The sequence below is a fragment of the Stenotrophomonas sp. CFBP 13724 genome (assembly GCF_014841975.1).
Classification (GTDB): Bacteria; Pseudomonadota; Gammaproteobacteria; order Xanthomonadales; family Xanthomonadaceae; genus Stenotrophomonas; species Stenotrophomonas lacuserhaii.
The window spans coordinates 1,220,956-1,242,162 of the sequence record NZ_JACYUW010000001.1 but is presented as its reverse complement, the minus strand read 5'-3'; the positions used below and the strand labels follow the sequence as shown (position 1 = coordinate 1,242,162).

Genomic DNA, 21,207 nt, shown 5'->3' with positions numbered 1-21,207 from the left:
ATGACCCACTCCGTCACCTCGATCCTTTCGCAGATCCGCAGCTTCCAGACGCAGGCCTCGCAGCCGCTGGCCAGTCCGCTGGGGGAGATGCCGCGTACCAATGCGATCCCGACCGGAGCCCCGGGCACCATCGGCGCGCCCACGCCTGCCAGTTTCAGCGACACCCTGCGTGGCGCCCTGTCCGGGGTGAACGAGGCACAGGCCAAGTCCGGCGCCCTCGCCCGTGACTTCGAACTCGGCGTCCCGGGCGCAGACCTGGCCAAGGTCATGGTCGCTTCGCAGCAGTCCCAGATCGCCTTCCGCGCCACCGTGGAAGTCCGCAACCGTCTCGTCCAGGCTTACCAGGACGTGATGAACATGCCGCTGTAAGGATCACCTGCGATGGCTTTGACCCTTTCCAAGGAAGCACTGAACGGCGAGAAGGCCGGGCAGTGGTTTGATCGCCTGCAGAGCCTGCAGATCGCCCGCCGCCTGGGCCTGATGGCGATGATCGCAGTGGCCGTGGCCGCCGGCCTGGCCGTGTTCTTCTGGTCGCAGAAGCCGGGCATGGTGCCCCTGTACACCGGCCTGGACCAGAAGGCGACCGCCGAGGCAACCGATCTGCTGCGGGCCGCCCAGATTCCGTTCGAGCTGGATGCCGCCACCGGTGGCATCACCGTGCCGGAGAAGAACCTGCACGATGCGCGCCTGAAGCTGGCCGGCTCCGGCCTGACCGACAACGGCCGGCTGGGCTTCGAACTGATGGAGCGCGACCCGGGCTTTGGTGTCAGCCAGTTCGTGGAAAGCGCGCGCTACCAGCACTCGCTGGAAACCGAACTGTCGCGCACCATCAACACGCTGCGCCCGGTGCGCGATTCCCGCGTCCACCTGGCCATTCCCAAGCCCAGCGCGTTCACCCGCCAGCGCGACGTGGCCAGTGCCTCGGTGGTGCTTGAACTGCGTGGTGGCCAGCAGCTGGAGCGCGGCCAGGTCGATGCCATCGTGCACATGGTGGCCGCCAGCATCCCGGATCTGACCCCAGAGCGGGTCACCGTGGTCGACCAGAGCGGCCGCATGCTCAGCGTTTCCGATCCGAACAGCGAAGCGGCGCTCAATGCCGCCCAGTTCGAACAGGTGCGCCGCCAGGAAACCTCGTTCAACCAGCGCATCCGCGAACTGCTGGAACCGATGACCGGCCCCGGCCGGGTCAAGCCGGAAGTGACCGTGGCGATGGACTTCTCCACCACCGAAGAGGCGCGCGAGCTGTACAACGGCGAGCCGGCCAAGGTACGCAGCGAACAGACCAGCGAGAACTCCACCAGCACCGCCGGCCCGCAGGGTGTGCCGGGGGCGGCCAGCAATGCCCCGCCCGGCCAGCCGGCGCCGGCGGCCACCGCGGCCGCACCGACGGAGACCTCGCGCAATGCCACGCGCAACTACGAACTGGACCGCACCCTGCAGCACACCCGGCAGCCGGGTGGCCGCATCGAACGCGTTTCGGTGGCGGTATTGCTGGACAACGTGCCGCGCCCCGGCGCCAACGGCAAGATGACCGAACAGGCGCTGTCGGCGGCCGAACTGACCCGCATCGAAGGCCTGGTCAAGCAGGCGGTCGGCTTCAACGCCGAGCGCGGCGACACCGTGTCGGTGATGAATGCCCCGTTCGTGCGCGAAGTGACCCCGGTGGAAGGCCCGAACTGGTGGGAACTGCCGTGGGTGCAGGATGGACTGCGCCTGCTGCTGGGCGCCATCGTGGTGCTGGCGCTGCTGTTCGGCGTGCTGCGCCCCGCCCTGCGTGCGATCAGCGGCAACGGCCCGAAGCCGGCGCAGCTCGGCCAGGATCCGCTGACCGCCGATGTGCAGCTGGTGGACGATGACATGGACCTGCCGGCCCTGGAGCGCGACCGCGCCAGCCTGGGTGGCGTACCGCTGGCACTGCCGGTGGACTCTTACGAAGAACGACTGCGGATGGCACGCGAATCAGTGAAGACCGACTCCAAGCGGGTGGCCCAGGTGGTCAAGGGCTGGGTGGCCCATGAGTGAGGCCCAGCTCAACGGCGTGCAGCGTGCCGCCATCCTGCTGCTGTCGCTCGGCGAACAGGAGGCAGCCGACGTGCTGCGCCACATGGAGCCGAAGGAGGTGCAGAAGATCGGCATCGCCATGGCGACCATGAGCAACGTCACCCGCGAACAGGTCGAAGGGGTGATGGACAGCTTCAACAACGAACTGATGTCCAAGACCTCGCTGGGCGTGGGATCGGACGACTACATCCGCAACATGCTGGTGCAGGCGCTGGGCAGCGAGAAGGCCAACAGCCTGATCGACCGCATCCTGCTCGGCCGCAACACCACCGGACTGGACGCGCTGAAGTGGATGGATCCGCGCGCAGTGGCCGACCTGGTGCGCAACGAACACCCGCAGATCATCGCCATCGTAATGGCCCACCTGGAAACCGACCAGGCCGCCGACGCGCTGAAGCTGCTGCCCGAGCGCACCCGCGTGGACGTGCTGCTGCGCATCGCCACGCTCGACGGCATCCCGCCGAACGCGCTGAACGAGTTGAACGAAATCATGGAACGCCAGTTCGCCGGCAACCAGAACCTGAAGTCGTCCAACATCGGCGGCGTGCAGGTGGCGGCCAACATCCTCAACTTCATGGACAGCGGGCAGGACCAGGTGATCCTGGGCGAGATCGCGCGCGTGGATGCGTCGCTGAGCGGCCGCATCCAGGAAATGATGTTCGTGTTCGACGACCTGGTGGACCTGGACGACCGCGAAATGCAGCTGGTGCTGCGCGAAGTCAGTGGCGAGCGGTTGGGCCTGGCCCTACGCGGCGCCGACATCCGGGTGCGCGACAAGATCACCCGCAACATGTCCCAGCGCGCCGCGGAGATCCTGCTGGAAGACATGGAGGCCCGCGGTCCGGTGCGCCTGTCCGACGTGGAAGGTGCGCAGCGCGAGATCCTGGCCATCGTCAAGCGCATGGCTGATGAAGGCACGGTCACCCTGGGCGGCAGCGCGGAGGCGATGCTGTGAACAACACCGCCATCCGCTGGAATGCCCCCGACCTGCTGGCCGCCACGCAGCTGCTGCTCGACGAGCAGGCCCTGCACGACGAACCGGAGATCGAACCCGAACCGATCCTGCAGCCGCCCACGCTGGAAGAAATCCAGGCCATCCAGGACGCCGCCGAGAAAGAAGGGTTCGCCCATGGCCATGCCGAAGGCTATGCCCAGGGGCAGGCCGAAGTGCGCCGCGTGGTCGCGCAGATGGAAGGCATCCTGGACAACTTCAGCCGGCCGCTGGTGCGGCTGGAAAACGAGGCCGTCGCGGCCCTGGGCGAACTGGCCGTGCGCATCGCCGGCACCCTGGTCGGCCGCGCGTACCAGACCGATCCGGAACTGCTGGCGCAGCTGGTTGCCGAAGGCGTGGATGCGGTCGGCACCAGCAGCCGTGACGTCGAAGTGCGCCTGCACCCGGATGACATCGCCGCATTGTCGCCGCTGCTCACCCTGTCGCCGCAGCAGCGCTTGGTGCCCGATGCGGTGCTGAGCCGCGGCGACCTGCGCGTGCATGCCGAAAGCGTGCGCATCGACGGCACACTTGAAGCCCGCCTGCGCGGCGCGCTGGACAAGGTGATGCGCCAGGTGGGGAGCGCCACATGAATACCCTGGACCTGCCGCTGCCGCCGGAGTGGACCGGTGCGCGCAACCTGCGCCTGGGTGCGCGGCTGGACGCCCTGAATTTCGACACCCTGCACGGCCGTGGGTTGATCCGCGAGGGCGTGCTGCGGCGTGCCGTCGGCCTGACCCTGGAAGCAGTCGGCTGCGAAGCCCCGCTCGGTGCCAGCTGCAAAGTTGAAGTGGACGGCGGCTGGGTCGATTCGGAGGTGGTCGGCTTCGCCGGCGAACGCACCTACCTGATGCCCAGCGCCGAACTGCACGGCCTGCTGCCCAACGCCCGCGTCGTGCCCTCGTTGCGGCGCGGCGGCGGCGTGGACGTGGGTGAAGGCCTGCTGGGCCGCGTCATCGACAGCGATGGCGTGCCGCTGGATGGCAAGGGTCCGATCCGTGCCGAAGGCTCGGTCGGGATGGCCGGCGTCTCGATGAATCCGCTCTCGCGCGAACCGATCACCCAGCCGCTGGACGTCGGCGTGCGCGCGATCAACGCGCTGCTGCCGATCGGGCGCGGCCAGCGCGTCGGCCTGTTCGCCGGTTCCGGCGTCGGCAAGTCCACCCTGCTCGGCATGATGACCCGCTTCACCTCGGCGGACGTGATCGTGGTCGGCCTGATCGGCGAACGTGGCCGCGAAGTGCGCGACTTCGTCGAATCCACGCTGGGCGAAGAAGGCCTGCGCCGCGCGGTGGTGGTGGCCGCCCCGGCCGACCGCCCGCCGCTGGCGCGCCTGCACGGCGCCTACCGCGCAACGGCGATTGCCGAGTGGTACCGCGACCAGGGCCTGAATGTCCTGCTGCTGATGGATTCGCTGACCCGTTTCGCCCAGGCGCAGCGTGAAATCGGCTTGTCGGTCGGCGAGCCGCCCACCACCCGCGGCTACCCGCCGTCGGTGTTTGCCAAGCTGCCTGCGCTGGTGGAGCGTGCCGGCAACGGCGCCAAGGGCCGCGGCTCGATCACCGCGTTCTACACCGTGCTTACCGAGGGTGATGATCCGCAGGATCCCATTGCCGATGCGGCGCGCGCCATCCTGGACGGCCACATCCTGCTCTCGCGCCGGGTCGCCGACAGCGGCCTGTACCCGGCCATCGACGTGGAAGCGTCGGTCAGCCGCGTGGTCACCGAGATCGCCGACGAGCCGTGGCGCCTGCGCATCCGCAAGCTGAAGCGGCTGGTATCGGCGTACTCCTCCAACCGCGACCTGATCGCCATCGGTGCTTACCAGCGTGGCAACGACGCGGCCACCGACGAAGCACTGGAGCGCTGGCCGGAGATCGTCGAATTCCTCGGCCAGGACGTGGCCAAGGCCGCCGACCTTCCCCACAGCCAGGCCGCATTGAAGCGCCTGGTGGAACCGGAGAATCCCGCATGATGCAATCCAAGCGCATCGACCCGCTGCTCAAGCGCGCGCAGGAAAAGGAAGACACCGTCGCCCACGACCTGGCCGAGCGCCAGCGCACCCTCGACACCCACCTGTCGCGGCTGGACGAACTGCGCCGGTATGCCGAGGAGTATGCCAACGCACAGATGGCCGCCACCAGCCCGGCGCAGCTGCTTAACCGGCGCGCCTTCCTGGACCGGCTGGACAGCGCGGTCAGCCAGCAGAGCCAGACCGTGGACAGCAACCGCGAAAAGGTGGAAGCCGAGCGCGCGCGCCTGCTGCTGGCCAGCCGTGACAAACAGGTGCTCGAGCAGCTTGCAGCAAGCTATCGCGCGCAGGAGCAGCAGGTCATTGAAAAACGCACCCAGCGCGAGATGGATGACCTCGGTGCCCGCCGCGTACGCCTGTTGCAGGCCGGCGACGGCGAATCCGGCGGCCAGTCATGATGGCATCTCCCCTCGCGAGCGGTATGGCCACCGGCGCCGGCAACGGCACGTCCGCACGCACTGCACCTGCGGGCAGCGAAGCGCCCGACAGCGGGTTCGGCCGCCTGCTGACGGGCGGTGAGAGCGGCAAGCCCTCTGCCACGCCGTCCTCGCAGGCCACCGATCCAGCCCCGCCCCGGAAGGATGCGCAGGCACCTGGCGAGCACGCAGACGCGGCCGCCGCCGACCCTGCCGCCGAGGCAACCCCGGCCAGCCCGGGTGCACCTGCCGACAACGCCGATACCGAAACATCCGACGAGGTGGCCGCCGCGTGGCCGCCGCCCGGACTGGCCGGCCTGCTCCTGTCCGCCGCACCGGTGGCACCGGAAGCGGCGCCGACTTCGGCTACCCCAGCGACAAACGGCGCCCCGGCATCGGCTCCCGCCTCGGCATTGCCTGCACTGACGAACGCCGGCGCGGCCGCCGCCGCGGGCGGCATCGCACTGGTGCCGGACGGCGCTGCAGCGGACGCATTGCCGGCCGACATCGAGGCAGCGCTGGCCGCGCTGAGCACCGAACCGGGCGAAGCCAACGACGAAGCCGCCCCGGCCCCGCTGCTGCACGCCCCCGGTGCACTGCAAGCCACCCGTTCGGCCGCTGATATCACCCTGGCGCGGGCGCTTGACCCGACCCCCACCCCGGTTTTCGGGCAGGAAGGCTTCGATGAAGCCATCAGCGCACGCGTCGGCTGGCTGGCCGAACAGAAGATCGGCCACGCCCACATCCGCATCAGCCCCGACGACATGGGCACGATCGACGTGCGCCTGCAGATGGACGGCGACAAGGTCCACGCCAGCTTCAGCAGCCCGCATGTCGAGGTGCGCCATGCGCTGGAAAGCACCCTGCCGCGGCTGCGTGAACTGCTCGGCGAGCAGGGTTTCCAGCTCGCCCATGCCGATGTCGGCCAGCAACAGCAGGGCGATTCCGGCCAGTCCCCGCGTGGCGGCAGCTTCCCCGCCAGCGGCGATGGCGAACCCGGCACAGCCGAGGTGACGCTCTCCAGCGCCCAGTTGATCCGCCAGCGGGGGCTGCTGGACGTACACGCGTGACGGTTTGCCGCCGCCAATAAACCGTCAGAGGCCAGCGAACGGCTGAGCCCCTCGTGGTGGGACGTTTGGTGCAGTTCACTGGGATTGGGCCGGGCGGTGGGGCTGGTCGGGGGACGGCAAGAGCCGCTCCTGCGGGCCTCGTTTCGCGCCATCCATGGCGCTCAACGCCCCCGCCCAGCCCCACCACCCGGCCCTGTCACATCTTGCGTGCGCCCGCCACGGAAAAGAAAAAAAGAAGAGCAGAAGCAGGAGCGCCGGACGGGGTCAGAGTCCTTTCGCGTAGCGAAAGGACTCTGACCCCTGCCTTTATTTCCCTTTTCAACGTGGCGGGCGCGCGCGCGGGCTGTCGGGGCGGGGCGGGAGGGGGTTGGCGGGGGCGTTAAAGCCGCATGGATGCGGCGCCGAGCCTCCATGGACGGATTCACGGCGTCCCCCGCCAACCCCCTCCCGCCCCGCCCAACCCAGAAAAGCAACAAAAACGCGCCCCACCACGAGGGGCCCAGCCGTTCGCCGCCCACCATTGCGGCACGCCGCTTGCATGTGCCCGGAGGCAACCTCCAGGAGCTCCACACGTGGCCGCAGCCGCAGATAAAACCAAGAAATCCACCGACAAGGACAAGGCCGCTCCCTCGCGCCGTCCCGTGCTCGTGATCGCCCTGATCGCGGTCGTCGCCGCTGCCGCCGCTGGCGGCGGCGTGTGGTACTTCACCCAGCCCCCGCATGCCGCCGACGGCAGCCCCGCCACGCAGGCCAAGCCGAAGACGCCGCCGGCGCCGGCCCAGTACTTCGGCCTGGAACCGCCGTTCGTGGTCAACCTCAACGGCCCGGTCGACGGCCCGCGCTACCTGCAGGTGGAAGTGCAGCTGATGACCCGCGACAGCGCCGCGCTGGAATCGATCAAGACCCATTCCCCCGCCCTGCGCGCCCGCCTGCTGATGCTGTTCTCGCAGGTCACCCCGGACCAGATCGCCGACCGCGCCGGCAAGGAAAAGCTGCAGGCCGCCTCGCTGGCCGAAGTACAGAAGGTGCTGCTGGCCGAGACCGGCAAGAAGTGCGCCGACGACCTGCTGTTCACCAGTTTCGTGACCCAGTAAGGGCGCCTGATGAACGACTTGCTGTCACAGGATGAAATCGATGCCCTGCTGCATGGCGTGGACAGTGGCGCGGTGGAGACCGACGACGACGGCGCGGTTCCGGGCGAAGCCCGCAACTACGACTTCGCCAGCCAGGACCGCATCATCCGCGGTCGCATGCCGACCCTGGAAATGGTCCACGAGCGCTTTGCGCGCTTGTGGCGGATCGGTCTGTTCAACCTGATCCGGCGCTCGGCCGAGCTGTCGGTGCGCGGCATCGAACTGGTCAAGTTCAACGACTACATGCATACGCTGTACGTGCCGACCAACCTCAACCTGATCCGCTTCAAGCCGTTGCGCGGCACCGGGTTGATCGTGTTCGAACCCACCCTGGTGTTCGCCATCGTCGACAACTTCTTCGGCGGCGACGGACGCTATCCGACCCGCATCGAAGGCCGCGAGTTCACCGCCACCGAAATGCGCGTGATCCACCTGCTGCTGAAACAGACCTTCGCCGACCTGCGCGAAGCGTGGGCACCGGTGATGGATGTGGAGTTCGAGTACATCAACTCGGAGATCAACCCGCACTTCGCCAACATCGTCACCCCGCGCGAATACGTGGTGGTGTGCAGGCTGCACGTAGAACTCGATGGCGGTGGCGGTGACATCCACGTCACCCTGCCCTACTCGATGCTCGAGCCGATCCGCGAGCTGCTCGATGCCGGCATCCAGAGCGACCGCAACGACCGTGACGAAAGCTGGGGCCAGACCCTGCGCGAACAGCTCAACGTGGCCGAAGTCACCCTGTCCAGCGTGCTGGCCACCAAGCGCATGAGCCTGCGCGAGCTGACCCGCATGAAGGTCGGCGACATCATCCCGATCGAGCTGCCGCAGCACGTGCCGATCTGCGTCGAAGAGATCCCGGTATTCACCGGCACCTTCGGCGTGGCCAACGGCATGAACGCCGTGAAGATCACCGCAACCCATCCGCCGGGCACGCGTCCACGCGTCCCGGTCATCCAGGAAGAACCGAAATGAATGAAACCGAGCGCCAAGAAGCCATCGCCGCCCAGTTCGAAGCCCTGCAGGCCGAAGAGGCGACCGGTGCCGACCTCAACCTGGACGTGATCCTGGACGTGCCGGTGACGTTGTCGCTGGAAGTCGGCCGCGCCCGCCTGCCGATCCGCAATCTGCTGCAGCTCAACCAGGGCTCGGTGGTGGAACTGGAGCGCGGCGCGGGCGAATCGCTGGATGTATTCGTCAACGGCACCCTGATCGCGCATGGCGAAGTGGTGGTGATCAACGATCGCTTCGGCGTGCGCCTGACCGACGTGGTCAGCCCCAGCGAACGGATCCGGAGACTGCGTTGAGCCTGTCCCTGCTCATTGCCACCGGCCAGGCCGCCAGCAAGGCCGCCGCCCCGGTGGTCGGCCAGCATGCACCGTCCACCCCGGGCCTGTTCGGCGCGGTGCTGGCGCTGCTGCTGGTGCTGGCGTTGGTGGTCGGCCTGGGCTGGTTGCTCAAGCGCATGCCCGGCAGCAGCTTCCGCCAGGCCGAAGGGCTGAAGCTGGTCGCCAGCATCGCCGTCGGTGCCAAGGAGCGCGTGGTGGTGCTGGAAGTCAACGGCGAACAGATGCTGCTCGGGGTCACCGCCGGCGGCATCAGCAAGCTGGACACGCTGGCCGAGCCGCTGCCACCGCCGACGCCGATGCGCGTGCCCGACCTGAAGAACCTGCCCAATTTCGCCCAGCTGCTGCAGCAGCGGCTGCGCAAGGATTCCTGAGATGCGCCTGATGTCCAAGACGCCCGCCATGCCGAAGCCGGCCACCGCCCATTGGCTGCCCTGGCTGACCCTGCTGTTGATGCTGCTGCCGGCACTGGCGTTCGCCGCGCCGGGCGCGCCGGGCACCCCGCTGCCGGATGTCAACGTCGGCCGCATCGGTGGCCAGCCGGTCAGCCTGCCGCTGCAGACCCTGCTGCTGATGACCGCGATCACCCTGATCCCGTCGATGCTGCTGGTGCTGACCGCCTTCACCCGCATCATCGTGGTGCTGGCCCTGCTGCGACAGGCGCTGGGCACCGGCCAGACGCCGTCCAACCAGGTGCTGCTGGGGCTGGCGCTGTTCCTCACCGCGATGATCATGCTGCCCACCTGGGACAAGGCATGGAGCGCCGGCATGGCGCCCTACCTGGATGGCCAGATCGACTTCCAGACCGCCTGGACACTGACAACACAGCCCCTGCGTGGCTTCATGCTGGCGCAGATCCGCGAGACCGACCTGATGACCTTCGCCGGCATCGCCGGGCATGGCACCTACGCCAGTCCGGATGCCGTGCCGTTCCCGGTGCTGGTCGCTTCGTTCGTCACCAGCGAGCTGAAGACCGCCTTCGAGATCGGCTTCCTGATCTTCATCCCGTTCGTGATCATCGACCTGGTCGTAGCCAGCGTACTGATGTCGATGGGCATGATGATGCTGTCGCCGATGCTGGTGTCGGCCCCGTTCAAGATCCTGCTGTTCGTGCTGGTGGACGGCTGGGTGCTGACCGTCGGCACGCTGGCGGCCAGCTTCAATCCTGCCTGAAGCAGAAAGCCCTCGAGCAAGCTCGAGGCTACATAGAACGTCACACAACGGAACCGCGATGTCTCCCGAACTTGCCTTGACCGAAATGCGTGGCGGCCTGATCGCCACCTTGTGGGTAGCCGGCCCGCTGCTGTTGACCGTGCTGGTGGTCGGCGTGGTGGTCGGCGTGGTGCAGGCCGCCACCCAGCTCAATGAACCCACCATCGCCTTCGTGGCCAAGGCGGCCGCGCTGACCGCGGTGCTGTTCGCGCTGGGCAGCCTGTTGCTGGGGCACATGGTGGAGTTCACCATCCTGCTGTTCCAGCGCATCCCGCACCTGATCGGCTAGGCACGCGGCGATGGATCCGGCTACCCAGATGGCATCGGACGGCCTGCAGGCGTTCGGGATGATCGGCGACACGCTGTGGACCCTGCTGCGGCTCGGCGCGATGATCATGGCGATGCCGTTGATCGGCACGCGCGCGGTGCCGTCACGGATCAAGCTGCTGCTGTCGGCCACGCTGGCGATCGCACTGGCGCCGATCCTGCCGCCGGTCCCCAGCTGGGTCGGCTTCGATGCCGCCACCGTGCTGACCATCTTCCGCGAGCTGGTCATCGGCATCACCATCGGCTTCATGCTGCGGCTGGTGTTCGAGGCCGGTGCGCTGGCCGGCGAGCTCATTGCCCAAGGCACCGGACTGTCTTTCGCGCAGATGGCCGACCCCATGCGCGGCGGCAGCTCGGGCGTGATCGGGCAGTGGTTCTACCTGATGTTCGGCCTGCTGTTCTTCACCGCCAATGGCCACCTGGCACTGATTTCGCTGCTGGTGGACAGCTATCGCGCGCTGCCCATCGGCACCACCCTGCCCGATCCTGCCGCGCTGGTCGGCATCGCGCCTACTTTCCTGCTGACCGTGCTGCGCGGCGGCGTGGGATTGGCGCTGCCGTTGATCGTGGCGATGCTGGCGGTGAACCTGGCCTTCGGTGCACTGGCCCGTGCCGCACCCGCGCTCAACCCGATCCAGCTCGGCCTGCCGGTGTCGCTGCTGCTGGGGCTGGCGCTGCTGGCGGTATTGGCCGGCGAAATGGGCCCGCCGGTGCAGCGCCTGTTCGATGCCGCCTTCGAGGCAGCCGGCGCGGTGGTGCGCTGAATCGCGACCGGCAGGCACGGATCTTGCAGCCAGGCGGTGATCCACTGAGACCTGCGCGCGATGTCCGAGAACGAAGACGGCGGCGAAAAGACCGAACAACCAACAGAAAAACGCCTGCGCGAGGCCCGCGAACAAGGCAACACGCCGCGTTCGCGTGAACTGGCCACCGCCGCGGTGTTCGGCGGTGGCGTGCTGGCGGTGATGGCCACCGGCGGCAGCCTGGCCGCCGGCGCCATCGACTGGATGAAGCAGGCACTGAAGCCGGACCTTTCCCTGCGCCAGCACCCCATGGAGCTGTTCGGCCATGTCGGCGACCTGTTCCTGCGGCTGCTGCTGGTGACCGCCCCGCTGCTGATCGTCTGCCTGCTGGCCAGCTTCCTGGCCCCGGTGGCGATGGGCGGCATGCGCTGGTCGGCCAAGGCGATGATGCCGGACTTCACCCGGTTGAACCCGGCCTCCGGCCTCAAGCGGCTGTACGGCCCGGAAGCCATCGCCGAGTTCACCAAGTCGCTGCTGCGCGTGGCCTTCGTCGGCGTGGGCGCCGGCATCGTGATGTGGGGCGGCATGGACCTGTTGCGCGGCCTGCTGCACCTGCCGCTGGAGAGCGCCATCGTGCGCGGCCTGGGCTTCACCCTGAAGCTGCTGCTGGGCACGGCGGTGGCGATGCTGCTGCTGGCGGCCATCGACGCGCCGTACCAGCGCTGGAACTGGATGCGCAAGCTGAAGATGACCCGCGAAGAGCTGCGCCGGGAAATGAAGGAGAGCGAAGGCAGCCCGGAAGTGAAGGGACGCATCCGCCAGATGCAGCACCAGATGGCCAACCGCCGGATGATGGAAGCGGTGCCCACCGCCGACGTGGTGCTGGTCAACCCGACCCACTACGCGGTGGCATTGAAGTACGAAGGCGGCAAGATGGGCGCGCCCACCGTGGTGGCGCTGGGCGTGGATGAAACCGCCCTGCACATCCGCAAGATCGCCGAAGGCAACAAGGTGGCCATCGTCTCCGCACCGCCGTTGGCACGCGCCTTGTATAGGGAAGGGGAACTCGGAAAGGAAATTCCCGTGAGACTGTATTCGGCCGTTGCCCAGGTGCTGTCCTATGTCTACCAGCTGCGCAACTGGCGCGGCGGCCCGATGCCGGCCCAGCCCTACGTGGACGTGGCCGAACACCCGCCTGGCGCGCCGGCTGACGGAGCCCGCCGATGAGCGCTCAGGCCGGCGGCCTCAACACCCGCAGCGTGCTGGCGATGATCCGCCAGGGCCTTGGCGCGCCGTTGATCGTCATGGCCCTGCTGGCGATGGTCGTGGTGCCCCTGGCCGCGCCGGTGCTGGATGCGCTGTTCACCTTCAACATCGCCATTTCGATGATGGTGCTGCTGGCGGTGGTGTACGTGAAGCGGCCGCTGGACTTCACCATCTTCCCGATCGTGCTGCTGGTCACCACCATGCTGCGGCTGGCGCTGAACGTGGCCTCCACCCGGGTGATCCTGCTCAACGGCCAGAACGGCCACGAAGCCGCCGGCAAGGTGATCGCCGCCTTCGGTGAGTTCGTCATCGGCGGCAACTACGCCGTGGGCATCGTGGTGTTCGCGATCCTGACCATCATCAATTTCGTGGTGATCACCAAGGGTGCCGGACGCGTTTCCGAAGTGACCGCGCGCTTCATCCTCGATGCGATGCCCGGCAAGCAGATGGCCATCGATGCCGACCTCAATGCCGGATTGTTGACGCGCGAGGAAGCCAAGCTGCGCCGCGAGGAAGTGCGCGAGGAAGCGGACTTCTACGGCGCGATGGACGGTGCCAGCAAGTTCATCCGCGGCGATGCGATCGCCGGCATCCTGATCCTCTTCATCAACCTGATCGGCGGCCTGGCCGTGGGCATGCTCCAGCACAGCATGGCCTTCGGCGATGCCGCCGCCACCTACACCCTGCTGTCCATCGGTGACGGCCTGGTGGCGCAGCTGCCGGCCCTGCTGGTGTCCAGCGCGGTAGCGATGCTGGTCACCCGCGCCTCGCGTTCGCAGGACATGAGCCAGGCCATGATGGGCCAGGTGTTCGGCCAGTACCGCGCACTGGCGATCACCGCCGGCATCATCGGCGTGGTCGGCCTGGTGCCGGGCATGCCCAACGTCGCCTTCCTGACGCTGGCCGCGATCCTCGGGTTCCTGGCCTGGAAAGCCTGGAAGAAGAGCCAGGCGGCCTTGGACCCGGCGACCACTGCACCGGCCGCCCCACCGATGGATGCGCTCGGTCGTCCGGCGGCCCCGGCACCGACCGCCGAACTGACCTGGGACGAGCTGCGCCCGGTCGATCCGCTGGGACTGGAAGTCGGCTACCGGCTGATCCCGCTGGTGGACGCCGCGCAGGGGGGCGAGCTGATGGCGCGCATCAAGGGCGTGCGCCGCAAGCTGACCCAGGACATCGGCTTCCTGATTCCTTCCGTACACATCCGCGACAACCTGGAACTGCCCGCCACCGCTTACCGGCTGCTGATCCACGGCGTGCCCGTGGCCACCGCCGAAATCCATCCGGACCGCGAGCTTGCGCTCGACCCGGGCAGCGCGCTGGGCCAGCTGGACGGCATCGCCGGCAAGGATCCGGCCTTCGGGCTGGATGCCACCTGGATCCAGCCGCACCAGCGCGCCCACGCTGAAACGATGGGCTACACCGTGGTCGATCCGGCCACCGTGGTCGCCACCCATCTTTCGCACCTGATCCGCGAACACGCCCCGGAACTGCTCGGCCACGAAGAAGTGCAGCAGCTGCTGGCCAACCTGGCCAAGAGCGCGCCCAAGCTGGTGGAAGACCTGACCCCCAAGGCGCTGCCGCTGTCGATCGTGGTGCGCGTGCTGCAGAACCTGCTGGTCGAACGGATCCCGGTGCGCCAGCTGCGCAAGATCGCCGAAGCGCTGGTGGAGACCGCGCCGTCCAGCCAGGACCCGGCCACGCTCACCGCGGCGGTACGCAACACGCTGGGGCGGTTCATCGTGCAGGAGATCGCCGGGATGTCCGCCGAGCTGCCGGTGTTCACCCTCAACCCACAATTGGAACGCGTCTTGCAGGAGTCCACGCAGGGCAACGGCGCTGCGCTGGAACCCGGACTCGCCGAACGGCTGCACCAGAGCCTTGCCGACTGTGTCAGCAAGCAGGAAGCCCGCAACGAGCCCGCCGTGGTGCTGGTACCCGGCCCGGTCCGTGCCGCGTTGGCACGACTGGTCCGCCACAGTGTTCCTGCGCTGTCGGTGCTGGCCTACAGCGAAGTCCCGGAGGACAAGCGCTTGAAGCTGGTAGGCACCATCAGCTGAGACGCGGTTCCACCCGGTGGCGGAAAGCCGGCAGCAGCGCCATTGCAACGTCTTGAACCACCCATTACCGAAGGGGACCCCGCACCGTGCTGACCACCGACCACCCGCGATCCCCTGCCCCTGAAACGAATCCGTCCCGGTACCCCAGCATGAAAATCAAACGATTCGTCGCCGCCGACATGCGCTCGGCCATGAACCTGGTACGCAAGGAACACGGCCCCGATGCGGTGATCCTGTCCAACCGGCGGATCGAAGAAGGCGTGGAAATCGTGGCCGCCGCGCACTACGACGAAAGCGTGGTGCAGCGTGCGCTGGAAACCGCACGCAAGGACAGCACACCGGCACCTGCGCCGGCACCGCGCCCGCGCACCGCGGCCGATGCGATGATCGCGGCGATGACCCGCCGCCGCACCCCGGAACAGGACGTCGAGCCGGTTGCGGCCACCACCTCGGCCGTCGCCGCGCTGGCGCGTGCGGCGGTCGGCGCCACCGGTCGCACCCTCAACAGCGCTGATGAAGGCGTGCCGCGTCGCGGCAGCGAAGGCTTCGCTGCCACCCTGGCGCGTGCCGCCGGTGGCCTCGCCCGATTCCCGTCGCCGCCCGCCGTCAACGAACCGTCGCTGCCCGAGCAGATCTTCGCCCCCTTCGTGCAGCCGCCGGCCGACGCGCCGCGGGTGTCGCCCAGCCGCCCTGCCGCTGCGCTGCCGCGCGCCTGGGTGGAGGATGAAACCTTCGATGTCGCAGTGCCGGCCATGGCCGTTGAACCGCGCGTTCCGGCGCCGGTCCTGCGCGCCCCGGCGGTGCTGCCGCCGCCGCTGCCGATGGCCTTCGCCGCACAGGTGCCGGAGCTGAGTGACCGCGACCCACTGCAGGCGGCGGTCTCCGCTGTCGGTAGCGCCGAGCCATGCTCGGTGGAATCTACCCGTCCACGGCCCGCTTCGCTCGCCGACCATGGGTCGGCGCTACCCCTGGCCGTCAGCGCCGAGCCCTGCTCAGCGGAATCCGCATCCGTTCCCGCCCTCCAGCTGGCCGAAATCGTGCCGCCGGCGCCGCCGGTGGTTGCGCCGCCTACCCTCACCGTCATCGCCCGCGACGACGAAGAGATGCGCCACCTGCGCAATGAAGTGGCCGGCATGCGCCAGGTCATCGAACGCGAGATGCACCGCTTCACCGATGAACGCCTGCGCGGCAACCCGGTGCGTGCCACCGCGCTGGACCTGATGGACGAATACGGCTTCGACGCCGGGATCGCCCGCGACGTGGTGCTGCAGATCCCGCTGGATACCGAAGCGCACCGCGGTCGCGGCCTGATGCTGGGCCTGCTGTCGCGCAAGCTGCCGATTTCCCCGGTCGACCCGCTGGAAGCCGGCGGGGTGATCGCGCTGGTCGGCCCCACCGGTGCCGGCAAGACCACCACCATCGCCAAGCTGGCCTCGCGCTTTGCAGAAGCCCACGCCCCGCGCGACGTCGCGCTGGTCACCACCGATACCGCCCGCATCGGTGCCCGCGAGCAGTTGTACGGCTTCGGCCGCCAGCTCGGCATCGCCGTGCATGAAGCCAACAGCGGTACCGACCTGGACCAGCTGCTGGAGCGCCTGAAGGATTACAAGCTGGTGCTGATCGACACCGCCGGCGTCGGCCCGCGCGACCGCACCCTGGCCTCGCAGCTGCAGTGGCTGCGCGCCGCCCCCCAGGTGAGCACCCTGCTGGTGCTGCCGGCCAACACCAGTTTCGGCGACATGGACGAAGTGGTGCGCCGCTTCAGTGCGGCCAACCTGCAGGGCGTGGTGCTGAGCAAGCTGGATGAAACCGGCCGCTTCGGCACCGCCCTGTCGGTGGCCGTCGACCACCGCCTGCCGATCACCTGGGTGACCGACGGCCAGGACGTCCCCGAAGACCTGCACCGGGCCAGTGCAGCCAATCTTGTACTTCGCCTTGAAGATTTGCGCCGCGCGGCCGATATGCCCTGCAACCCGGAGTTGAACCATGCCGTCGCGTGAATACGCCAAGCTGACCACCGCCTTTCCGTTGTCGGCCACCCGCAGCCAGCCGCTGGGCCCGGTCCGCACCATCGCCGTCACCGGCGGCAAGGGCGGCGTGGGCAAAACGAACGTTTCGGCCAACATGGCCGTGGCGCTCGCGGGCATGGGCAAACGCACGCTGCTGCTGGACGCCGACCTGGGCCTGGCCAACATCGACGTGATCCTGGGCCTGAAGCCGGAGTTCACCCTGGCCGACCTGATCGCCGGGCGCTGCACGCTGGAAGAGGTGATCATCGAAGGCCCCAACGGCGTGCTGGTGGTACCGGCCGCGTCCGGTCGCCGGCACATGGCCGAACTGGCCCCGGCCGAACATGTCGGCCTGGTCAATGTGTTCTCCGAACTGGAGCGCGACCTGGATGTCATGGTGGTAGACACCGCCGCCGGCATCACCGATGGCGTGCTGACGTTCTGCCAGGCTGCCCAGGACACCGTGGTGGTGGTCTGTGACGAGCCGGCGTCGATCACCGATGCCTACGCCCTGATCAAGGTGTTGTCGCGCGAACGCGGCGTGGACCGGATCCAGGTGGTGGCCAACATGGTGCGCGACTCCAACGAAGGCCGCGTGCTGTACGAAAAGCTGAGCCGGGTCTGCGAAAAGTTCCTCGCCGATGTTTCGCTGAACTACCTCGGCTGCGTGCCGCAGGACGACTGGCTGCGCCTTTCGGTGCAGCGCCAGCAGCCGGTGGTGAAAGCCTACCCGTCCAGCCCCTCGGCGCTGGCGATCAACGAGATCGCCCGCCGTACCGCACGCTGGCAGGCGCCCACCGAGCCGCGCGGTGGCGTGGAGTTCTTCCTGGAACGCATCCTCAAGCAGCGCGGGGTGGTGGCATGAAAGGCGCAGCGCAGTACCGCGAAGTACAGCGCACCGCGGCTACCGAATGCATCAACCAGCATTCGGACCTGGTGCGGCGCATCGCCCATCACCTGGCCGCCCGGCTGCCGGCCAGCGTGGAGGTCGATGACCTGATCCAGGCCGGCATGATGGGGCTGATCGAAGCCTCGCGCAGCTATGACGCCGACCAGGGCGCATCGTTCGAAACCTATGCCTCGATCCGCATCCGCGGCTCGATGATCGACGAAATCCGCCGTGGTGACTGGGTACCGCGATCGGTGCATCGCCGTGCGCGTGACGCCGCCGCGACCATCCGCCGGCTGGAACAGGCCAGCGGCCGCGCGGCATCGGCCACCGAAGTCGCCGCGGCGATGGACATCCCGCTGCCGGACTACCTGCGGCTGATGGAAGATGCCTCGCGCGGCCAGGTGCTGAGCCTGGAGTCACGGATCGAAGACCAGGGCGAGCTGGACACCATCGCCCAGGGCGGTCCGACCCCGCAGCAGGTACTCGAACGCAGCCAGTTCGGCAGCGAACTGGGCAAGGCCATCGGCCACCTGCCCGAGCGTGAGCAGCTGGTGCTGTCGCTGTATTACGAACAGGAACTCAACCTTAAAGAGATCGGCGCAGTGCTCGGCGTGAGCGAGTCGCGGGTCTGCCAGATCCATGGCCAGGCGGTATTGCGCCTGCGTGGCCGACTGAAAACCTTCGAGGCCGTTGACGCGGGCCTGGAAGCGTAAGTACCCAAGAGGAATCAAGCTTTGAACAAGAACATGCGCATCCTGATCGTCGACGACTTTTCGACCATGCGTCGCATCGTCAAGAACCTGCTCGGCGACCTCGGCTTCACCAACACCGCCGAAGCTGAAGATGGGCATGCCGCACTGGCGATGCTGCAGAGCCAGTCGTTCGATTTCGTGGTGACCGACTGGAACATGCCGGTGATGACCGGTATCGAGCTGCTCAAGGCGATCCGGGCAGATGCACGCCTGAAGACCCTGCCGGTGCTGATGGTCACCGCCGAAGCCAAGCGCGAACAGATCATCGAAGCGGCCCAGGCCGGCGTCAACGGTTACATCATCAAGCCGTTCACTGCACTGACCCTGCAGGAAAAGCTCGGCAAGATCTTCGAACGCCTGGCGGCGAGCGCCTGATGGCCGCTGTCATGGATGCAGCGATGGACAAGGCTTGGCTGGTGCAGCGGCTGCAGGAAGCGCTTGCCGCGCTGGAAGCGGGCGATGAAACCGGCTGGCGCGTGCAGATCGATGCCCTCGCCGCCGCACGTACCCAGCCCATGATGGCCGGCCTGTCACGGCTGGCGCGCGAGCTTGGCCAGGCACTGGGCGAACTGCCCACCGTCACCACCGATGCCGGTGAGCTGGACGACGCCTGCGCCCGCCTGGATCACGTGGTGACGATGACCGAACAGGCCACCCACCGCACCCTGGACCTGACCGAAGAATGCCGTGCACTCACCGCCCGCCTGGGTGAAGAGGCCTTGCCGCTGCTGGAGCAGCAGCAGGCGCTGGAGCGCATCCGCCACAACCTGACCGAGATCGCCCTGACCCAGAGCTACCAGGACCTGACCGGGCAGATCATCCGCCGCGTGGTCGGCATCGTGCGCCGCGTGCATGAAGGCTTCGGGGCACTGGGCCTGCCGCCGGAACTGCAGGCGCAGCGTCAGCAGGGTCGTCATGAGCCGGCACTGGCCGGTCCTGCGGTGCACGGCGTGGACCGCCATGCGGTGTCCCAGCACGATGCCGACGACCTGCTGTCCGACCTGGGGCTCTGAAGATGAGTGGAATCGCCGACGACATCGCTGCCGACTTCATCATCGAGGCGCAGGAAATCCTTGATCGTCTCGGCGAGCAGCTGGTCACCCTGGAACAGGACCCGCAGGACAGCCCGCAGCTCAACGCGGTGTTCCGCGGTTACCACACGCTGAAAGGCGGCGCCGGCTTCCTTGGCATCACCGCCATGGTCGAACTGTGCCACGCCGCGGAAGAAACCCTCGGCCTGGTGCGTGCCGGCCAGGCCACGCTGCAGCCGCACCATTTCGATGCCGGCCAGCAGTCGCTGGACTACCTGCAGGCGATGCTGGATTCGGTTTCGGCCGGCGAAGAGCCCGGCCATGCGCCACCGGAGCTGATCGCCCAGTTCGATGTCGGCGCGGCTCCGGCCAGCACGACCGCGGCTGCAAGCGGCGATCCATCGCTGATCAGCGATGACGAATTCGAAGCCCTGCTTGACCAGCTGCATGGTGGCGGCGCACCGACCGCGGTGGCACCCAAGGCCGCCGATGCGATGATCAGCGAAGACGAGTTCGAAGCCCTGCTCGACCAGCTGCACGGCGGTGCCGTGCCCGGCGCCCAGGCCGTTTCTCCGGTGACTCCTGCGCCCGTTCCCGCCAAGCCCGCCCCGCCCGCCGCCCGTGCACCGGCAGCCAGTGCCGCCGCCCCGCCCAAGCCGGCCAAGCCGCTGGCCGAAGCCGAGCAGACCGTGCGCGTGGACACCAAGCGGCTGGACGCCATCGTCAACCTGATCGGCGAGCTGGTGCTCTCACGCAACCGGCTCAAGACGCTGCGCGCGCGCCTGCGTGATGAAGAACTCGACCGCGCCGTCTCCACCCTGGACATCGCCACCGCGCGGCTGCAGTCGGCGGTGATGCGTACCCGCATGCAGCCGGTGGGCAAGGTGTTCTCGCGCTTCCCCAAGGTCGCCCGCGACGTCGCCCGCTCGCTGAGCAAGGAAGTGGAACTGGAGCTGGTCGGCGCGGAAACCGAGCTGGACCGGAACCTGGTGGAAGCACTGGCCGACCCGCTGGTGCACCTGGTGCGCAATGCCATCGACCACGGCGTGGAAATGCCGGACCTGCGCGAAGCCCAGGGCAAGCCGCGCAGCGGCCACGTGCGGCTTTCAGCGCAGCAGGAAGGCGACTATGTCAGCATCGAAGTACAGGATGACGGCGCCGGCATTGATCCGGAAAAGCTGCGCGCCAAGGCCCGCGAGAAGGGTCTGATCGATCCTGAGGCCGCTGCCCGCCTAAGCAGCGAAGAATGCCTGCACCTGGTGTTCCTGCCCGGCTTCTCCACCAAGGCCCAGGTCACCGACATTTCCGGTCGCGGCGTTGGCATGGACGTGGTGCAGTCGCGCATCCGCGAGCTGAGTGGACAGATCCAGATCCAGTCCGAGCTGGGCCGTGGCAGCCGCTTCATGATCCGCGTGCCGCTCACCCTGGCGATCCTGCCGACCCTGCTGGTGCAGGCCGGCGAGGATGTCTACGCCTTGCCGCTGGCCCGCGTGCTGGAGGTGCTGCATGCGCCGGCGACCTCGCTGGGCTGGTTCGATGGCCGGGCGGTGCTTGATCGTCGCTCGCACACCCTGGCCCTGGTGGACCTGCGCCAGTGGCTGGACGTGGAGCCGATGCAGTCCAATCTGCTGACCATCGTGGTGCTGCAGGCGGGCGAAGCACGCTTCGGGCTGGTCGTGGACCAGGTGCGCGGCCGCGAAGAAGTAGTCATCAAGCCCTTGCCGAAAGCACTGCGCGGACTGCGCGGCTATGCCGGCGCCACCCTGATCGGCGACGGTCGGATGGCGCTGATCCTCGATGTCGACGGGCTTCGCAGCTCGCACGACTGATCAAAAACTGTGACGCCGGTCGGCACGCTGCCGG

At 68.0% G+C, this 21,207-nt stretch carries 22 protein-coding genes; all 22 read left to right on the top strand.

Going from position 1 to position 21,207, the window contains the following annotated elements; all coding sequences use genetic code 11:
- The 22 genes from fliE (at position 1) to IFT63_RS05245 (ending at position 21,173) form a co-directional block, all read left to right on the top strand.
- The gene (gene fliE, locus IFT63_RS05350) at positions 1–369 is read left to right on the top strand and encodes a flagellar hook-basal body complex protein FliE (RefSeq protein WP_042615448.1); all 369 of its coding nucleotides are present in this window, start codon (positions 1–3) and stop codon (positions 367–369) included.
- A gap of 12 nt (positions 370–381) precedes the next feature.
- A complete protein-coding gene (gene fliF / locus IFT63_RS05345; protein WP_192083445.1) occupies positions 382–2,022 on the top strand; it encodes a flagellar basal-body MS-ring/collar protein FliF in 1,641 nt (546 codons plus the stop codon).
- Positions 2,015–3,016, top strand: coding sequence for a flagellar motor switch protein FliG (gene fliG / locus IFT63_RS05340; protein ID WP_042615421.1), 1,002 nt, complete (start codon positions 2,015–2,017; stop codon positions 3,014–3,016). Before fliF ends, fliG begins: the two co-directional genes overlap by 8 nt.
- Positions 3,017–3,066: 50 nt before the next feature.
- Positions 3,067–3,645: a FliH/SctL family protein gene (locus IFT63_RS05335; RefSeq protein WP_249404404.1), complete on the top strand. Its 579-nt coding sequence runs from the start codon at positions 3,067–3,069 to the stop codon at positions 3,643–3,645.
- Positions 3,642–5,027: a FliI/YscN family ATPase gene (locus tag IFT63_RS05330; protein WP_042615419.1), complete on the top strand. Its 1,386-nt coding sequence runs from the start codon at positions 3,642–3,644 to the stop codon at positions 5,025–5,027. The genes IFT63_RS05335 and IFT63_RS05330 overlap by 4 nt, the downstream gene beginning before the upstream one ends.
- Complete coding sequence (gene fliJ, locus IFT63_RS05325) at positions 5,024–5,482, top strand: flagellar export protein FliJ (protein WP_192083444.1); 459 nt, start codon at positions 5,024–5,026, stop codon at positions 5,480–5,482. Before IFT63_RS05330 ends, fliJ begins: the two co-directional genes overlap by 4 nt.
- Before the next feature lie 23 nt (positions 5,483–5,505).
- Positions 5,506–6,570, top strand: coding sequence for a flagellar hook-length control protein FliK (locus IFT63_RS05320; RefSeq protein ID WP_249404333.1), 1,065 nt, complete (start codon positions 5,506–5,508; stop codon positions 6,568–6,570).
- Between the two features lie 572 nt (positions 6,571–7,142).
- Positions 7,143–7,664: a flagellar basal body-associated FliL family protein gene (locus IFT63_RS05315; protein ID WP_192083443.1), complete on the top strand. Its 522-nt coding sequence runs from the start codon at positions 7,143–7,145 to the stop codon at positions 7,662–7,664.
- A gap of 9 nt (positions 7,665–7,673) precedes the next feature.
- The gene (fliM, locus tag IFT63_RS05310) at positions 7,674–8,681 is read left to right on the top strand and encodes a flagellar motor switch protein FliM (RefSeq protein WP_042615525.1); all 1,008 of its coding nucleotides are present in this window, start codon (positions 7,674–7,676) and stop codon (positions 8,679–8,681) included.
- A complete protein-coding gene (gene fliN / locus IFT63_RS05305) occupies positions 8,678–9,013 on the top strand; it encodes a flagellar motor switch protein FliN (protein ID WP_042615526.1) in 336 nt (111 codons plus the stop codon). The genes fliM and fliN overlap by 4 nt, the downstream gene beginning before the upstream one ends.
- A 2-nt stretch (positions 9,014–9,015) precedes the next feature.
- Positions 9,016–9,426 (top strand): flagellar biosynthetic protein FliO, encoded by a 411-nt coding sequence (gene fliO / locus IFT63_RS05300; RefSeq protein ID WP_192084145.1) that lies wholly within the window; start codon positions 9,016–9,018, stop codon positions 9,424–9,426.
- Between the two features lie 79 nt (positions 9,427–9,505).
- Entirely contained in the window at positions 9,506–10,225 is a 720-nt protein-coding gene (gene fliP / locus IFT63_RS05295; protein WP_235306102.1) for a flagellar type III secretion system pore protein FliP, read from the top strand.
- 58 nt (positions 10,226–10,283) lie between these two features.
- Entirely contained in the window at positions 10,284–10,553 is a 270-nt protein-coding gene (locus IFT63_RS05290; protein WP_192083442.1) for a flagellar biosynthetic protein FliQ, read from the top strand.
- 10 nt (positions 10,554–10,563) lie between these two features.
- Entirely contained in the window at positions 10,564–11,355 is a 792-nt protein-coding gene (gene fliR, locus IFT63_RS05285; RefSeq protein ID WP_191768803.1) for a flagellar biosynthetic protein FliR, read from the top strand.
- A 60-nt stretch (positions 11,356–11,415) separates the two neighbouring features.
- Entirely contained in the window at positions 11,416–12,561 is a 1,146-nt protein-coding gene (gene flhB, locus IFT63_RS05280) for a flagellar biosynthesis protein FlhB (RefSeq protein ID WP_192083441.1), read from the top strand.
- On the top strand, positions 12,558–14,660 hold the full coding sequence (gene flhA / locus IFT63_RS05275; protein WP_192083440.1) for a flagellar biosynthesis protein FlhA: 2,103 nt from the start codon (positions 12,558–12,560) through the stop codon (positions 14,658–14,660). The genes flhB and flhA overlap by 4 nt, the downstream gene beginning before the upstream one ends.
- 149 nt (positions 14,661–14,809) lie before the next feature.
- The gene (locus tag IFT63_RS05270; RefSeq protein ID WP_192083439.1) at positions 14,810–16,660 is read left to right on the top strand and encodes an AAA family ATPase; all 1,851 of its coding nucleotides are present in this window, start codon (positions 14,810–14,812) and stop codon (positions 16,658–16,660) included.
- Positions 16,647–17,534, top strand: a complete 888-nt coding sequence (locus IFT63_RS05265; protein WP_042613867.1) for a P-loop NTPase — start codon at positions 16,647–16,649, stop codon at positions 17,532–17,534. Before IFT63_RS05270 ends, IFT63_RS05265 begins: the two co-directional genes overlap by 14 nt.
- Positions 17,531–18,274, top strand: coding sequence for an RNA polymerase sigma factor FliA (locus IFT63_RS05260; protein WP_042613866.1), 744 nt, complete (start codon positions 17,531–17,533; stop codon positions 18,272–18,274). The genes IFT63_RS05265 and IFT63_RS05260 overlap by 4 nt, the downstream gene beginning before the upstream one ends.
- Positions 18,275–18,295: 21 nt before the next feature.
- Positions 18,296–18,688 (top strand): chemotaxis response regulator CheY, encoded by a 393-nt coding sequence (cheY, locus tag IFT63_RS05255; protein ID WP_042613865.1) that lies wholly within the window; start codon positions 18,296–18,298, stop codon positions 18,686–18,688.
- Positions 18,688–19,326, top strand: a complete 639-nt coding sequence (locus tag IFT63_RS05250; RefSeq protein ID WP_192083438.1) for a protein phosphatase CheZ — start codon at positions 18,688–18,690, stop codon at positions 19,324–19,326. The genes cheY and IFT63_RS05250 overlap by 1 nt, the downstream gene beginning before the upstream one ends.
- Positions 19,327–19,328: 2 nt before the next feature.
- A complete protein-coding gene (locus IFT63_RS05245; RefSeq protein WP_192083437.1) occupies positions 19,329–21,173 on the top strand; it encodes a chemotaxis protein CheA in 1,845 nt (614 codons plus the stop codon).
- The last annotated feature ends 34 nt before the right edge of the window (positions 21,174–21,207 follow it).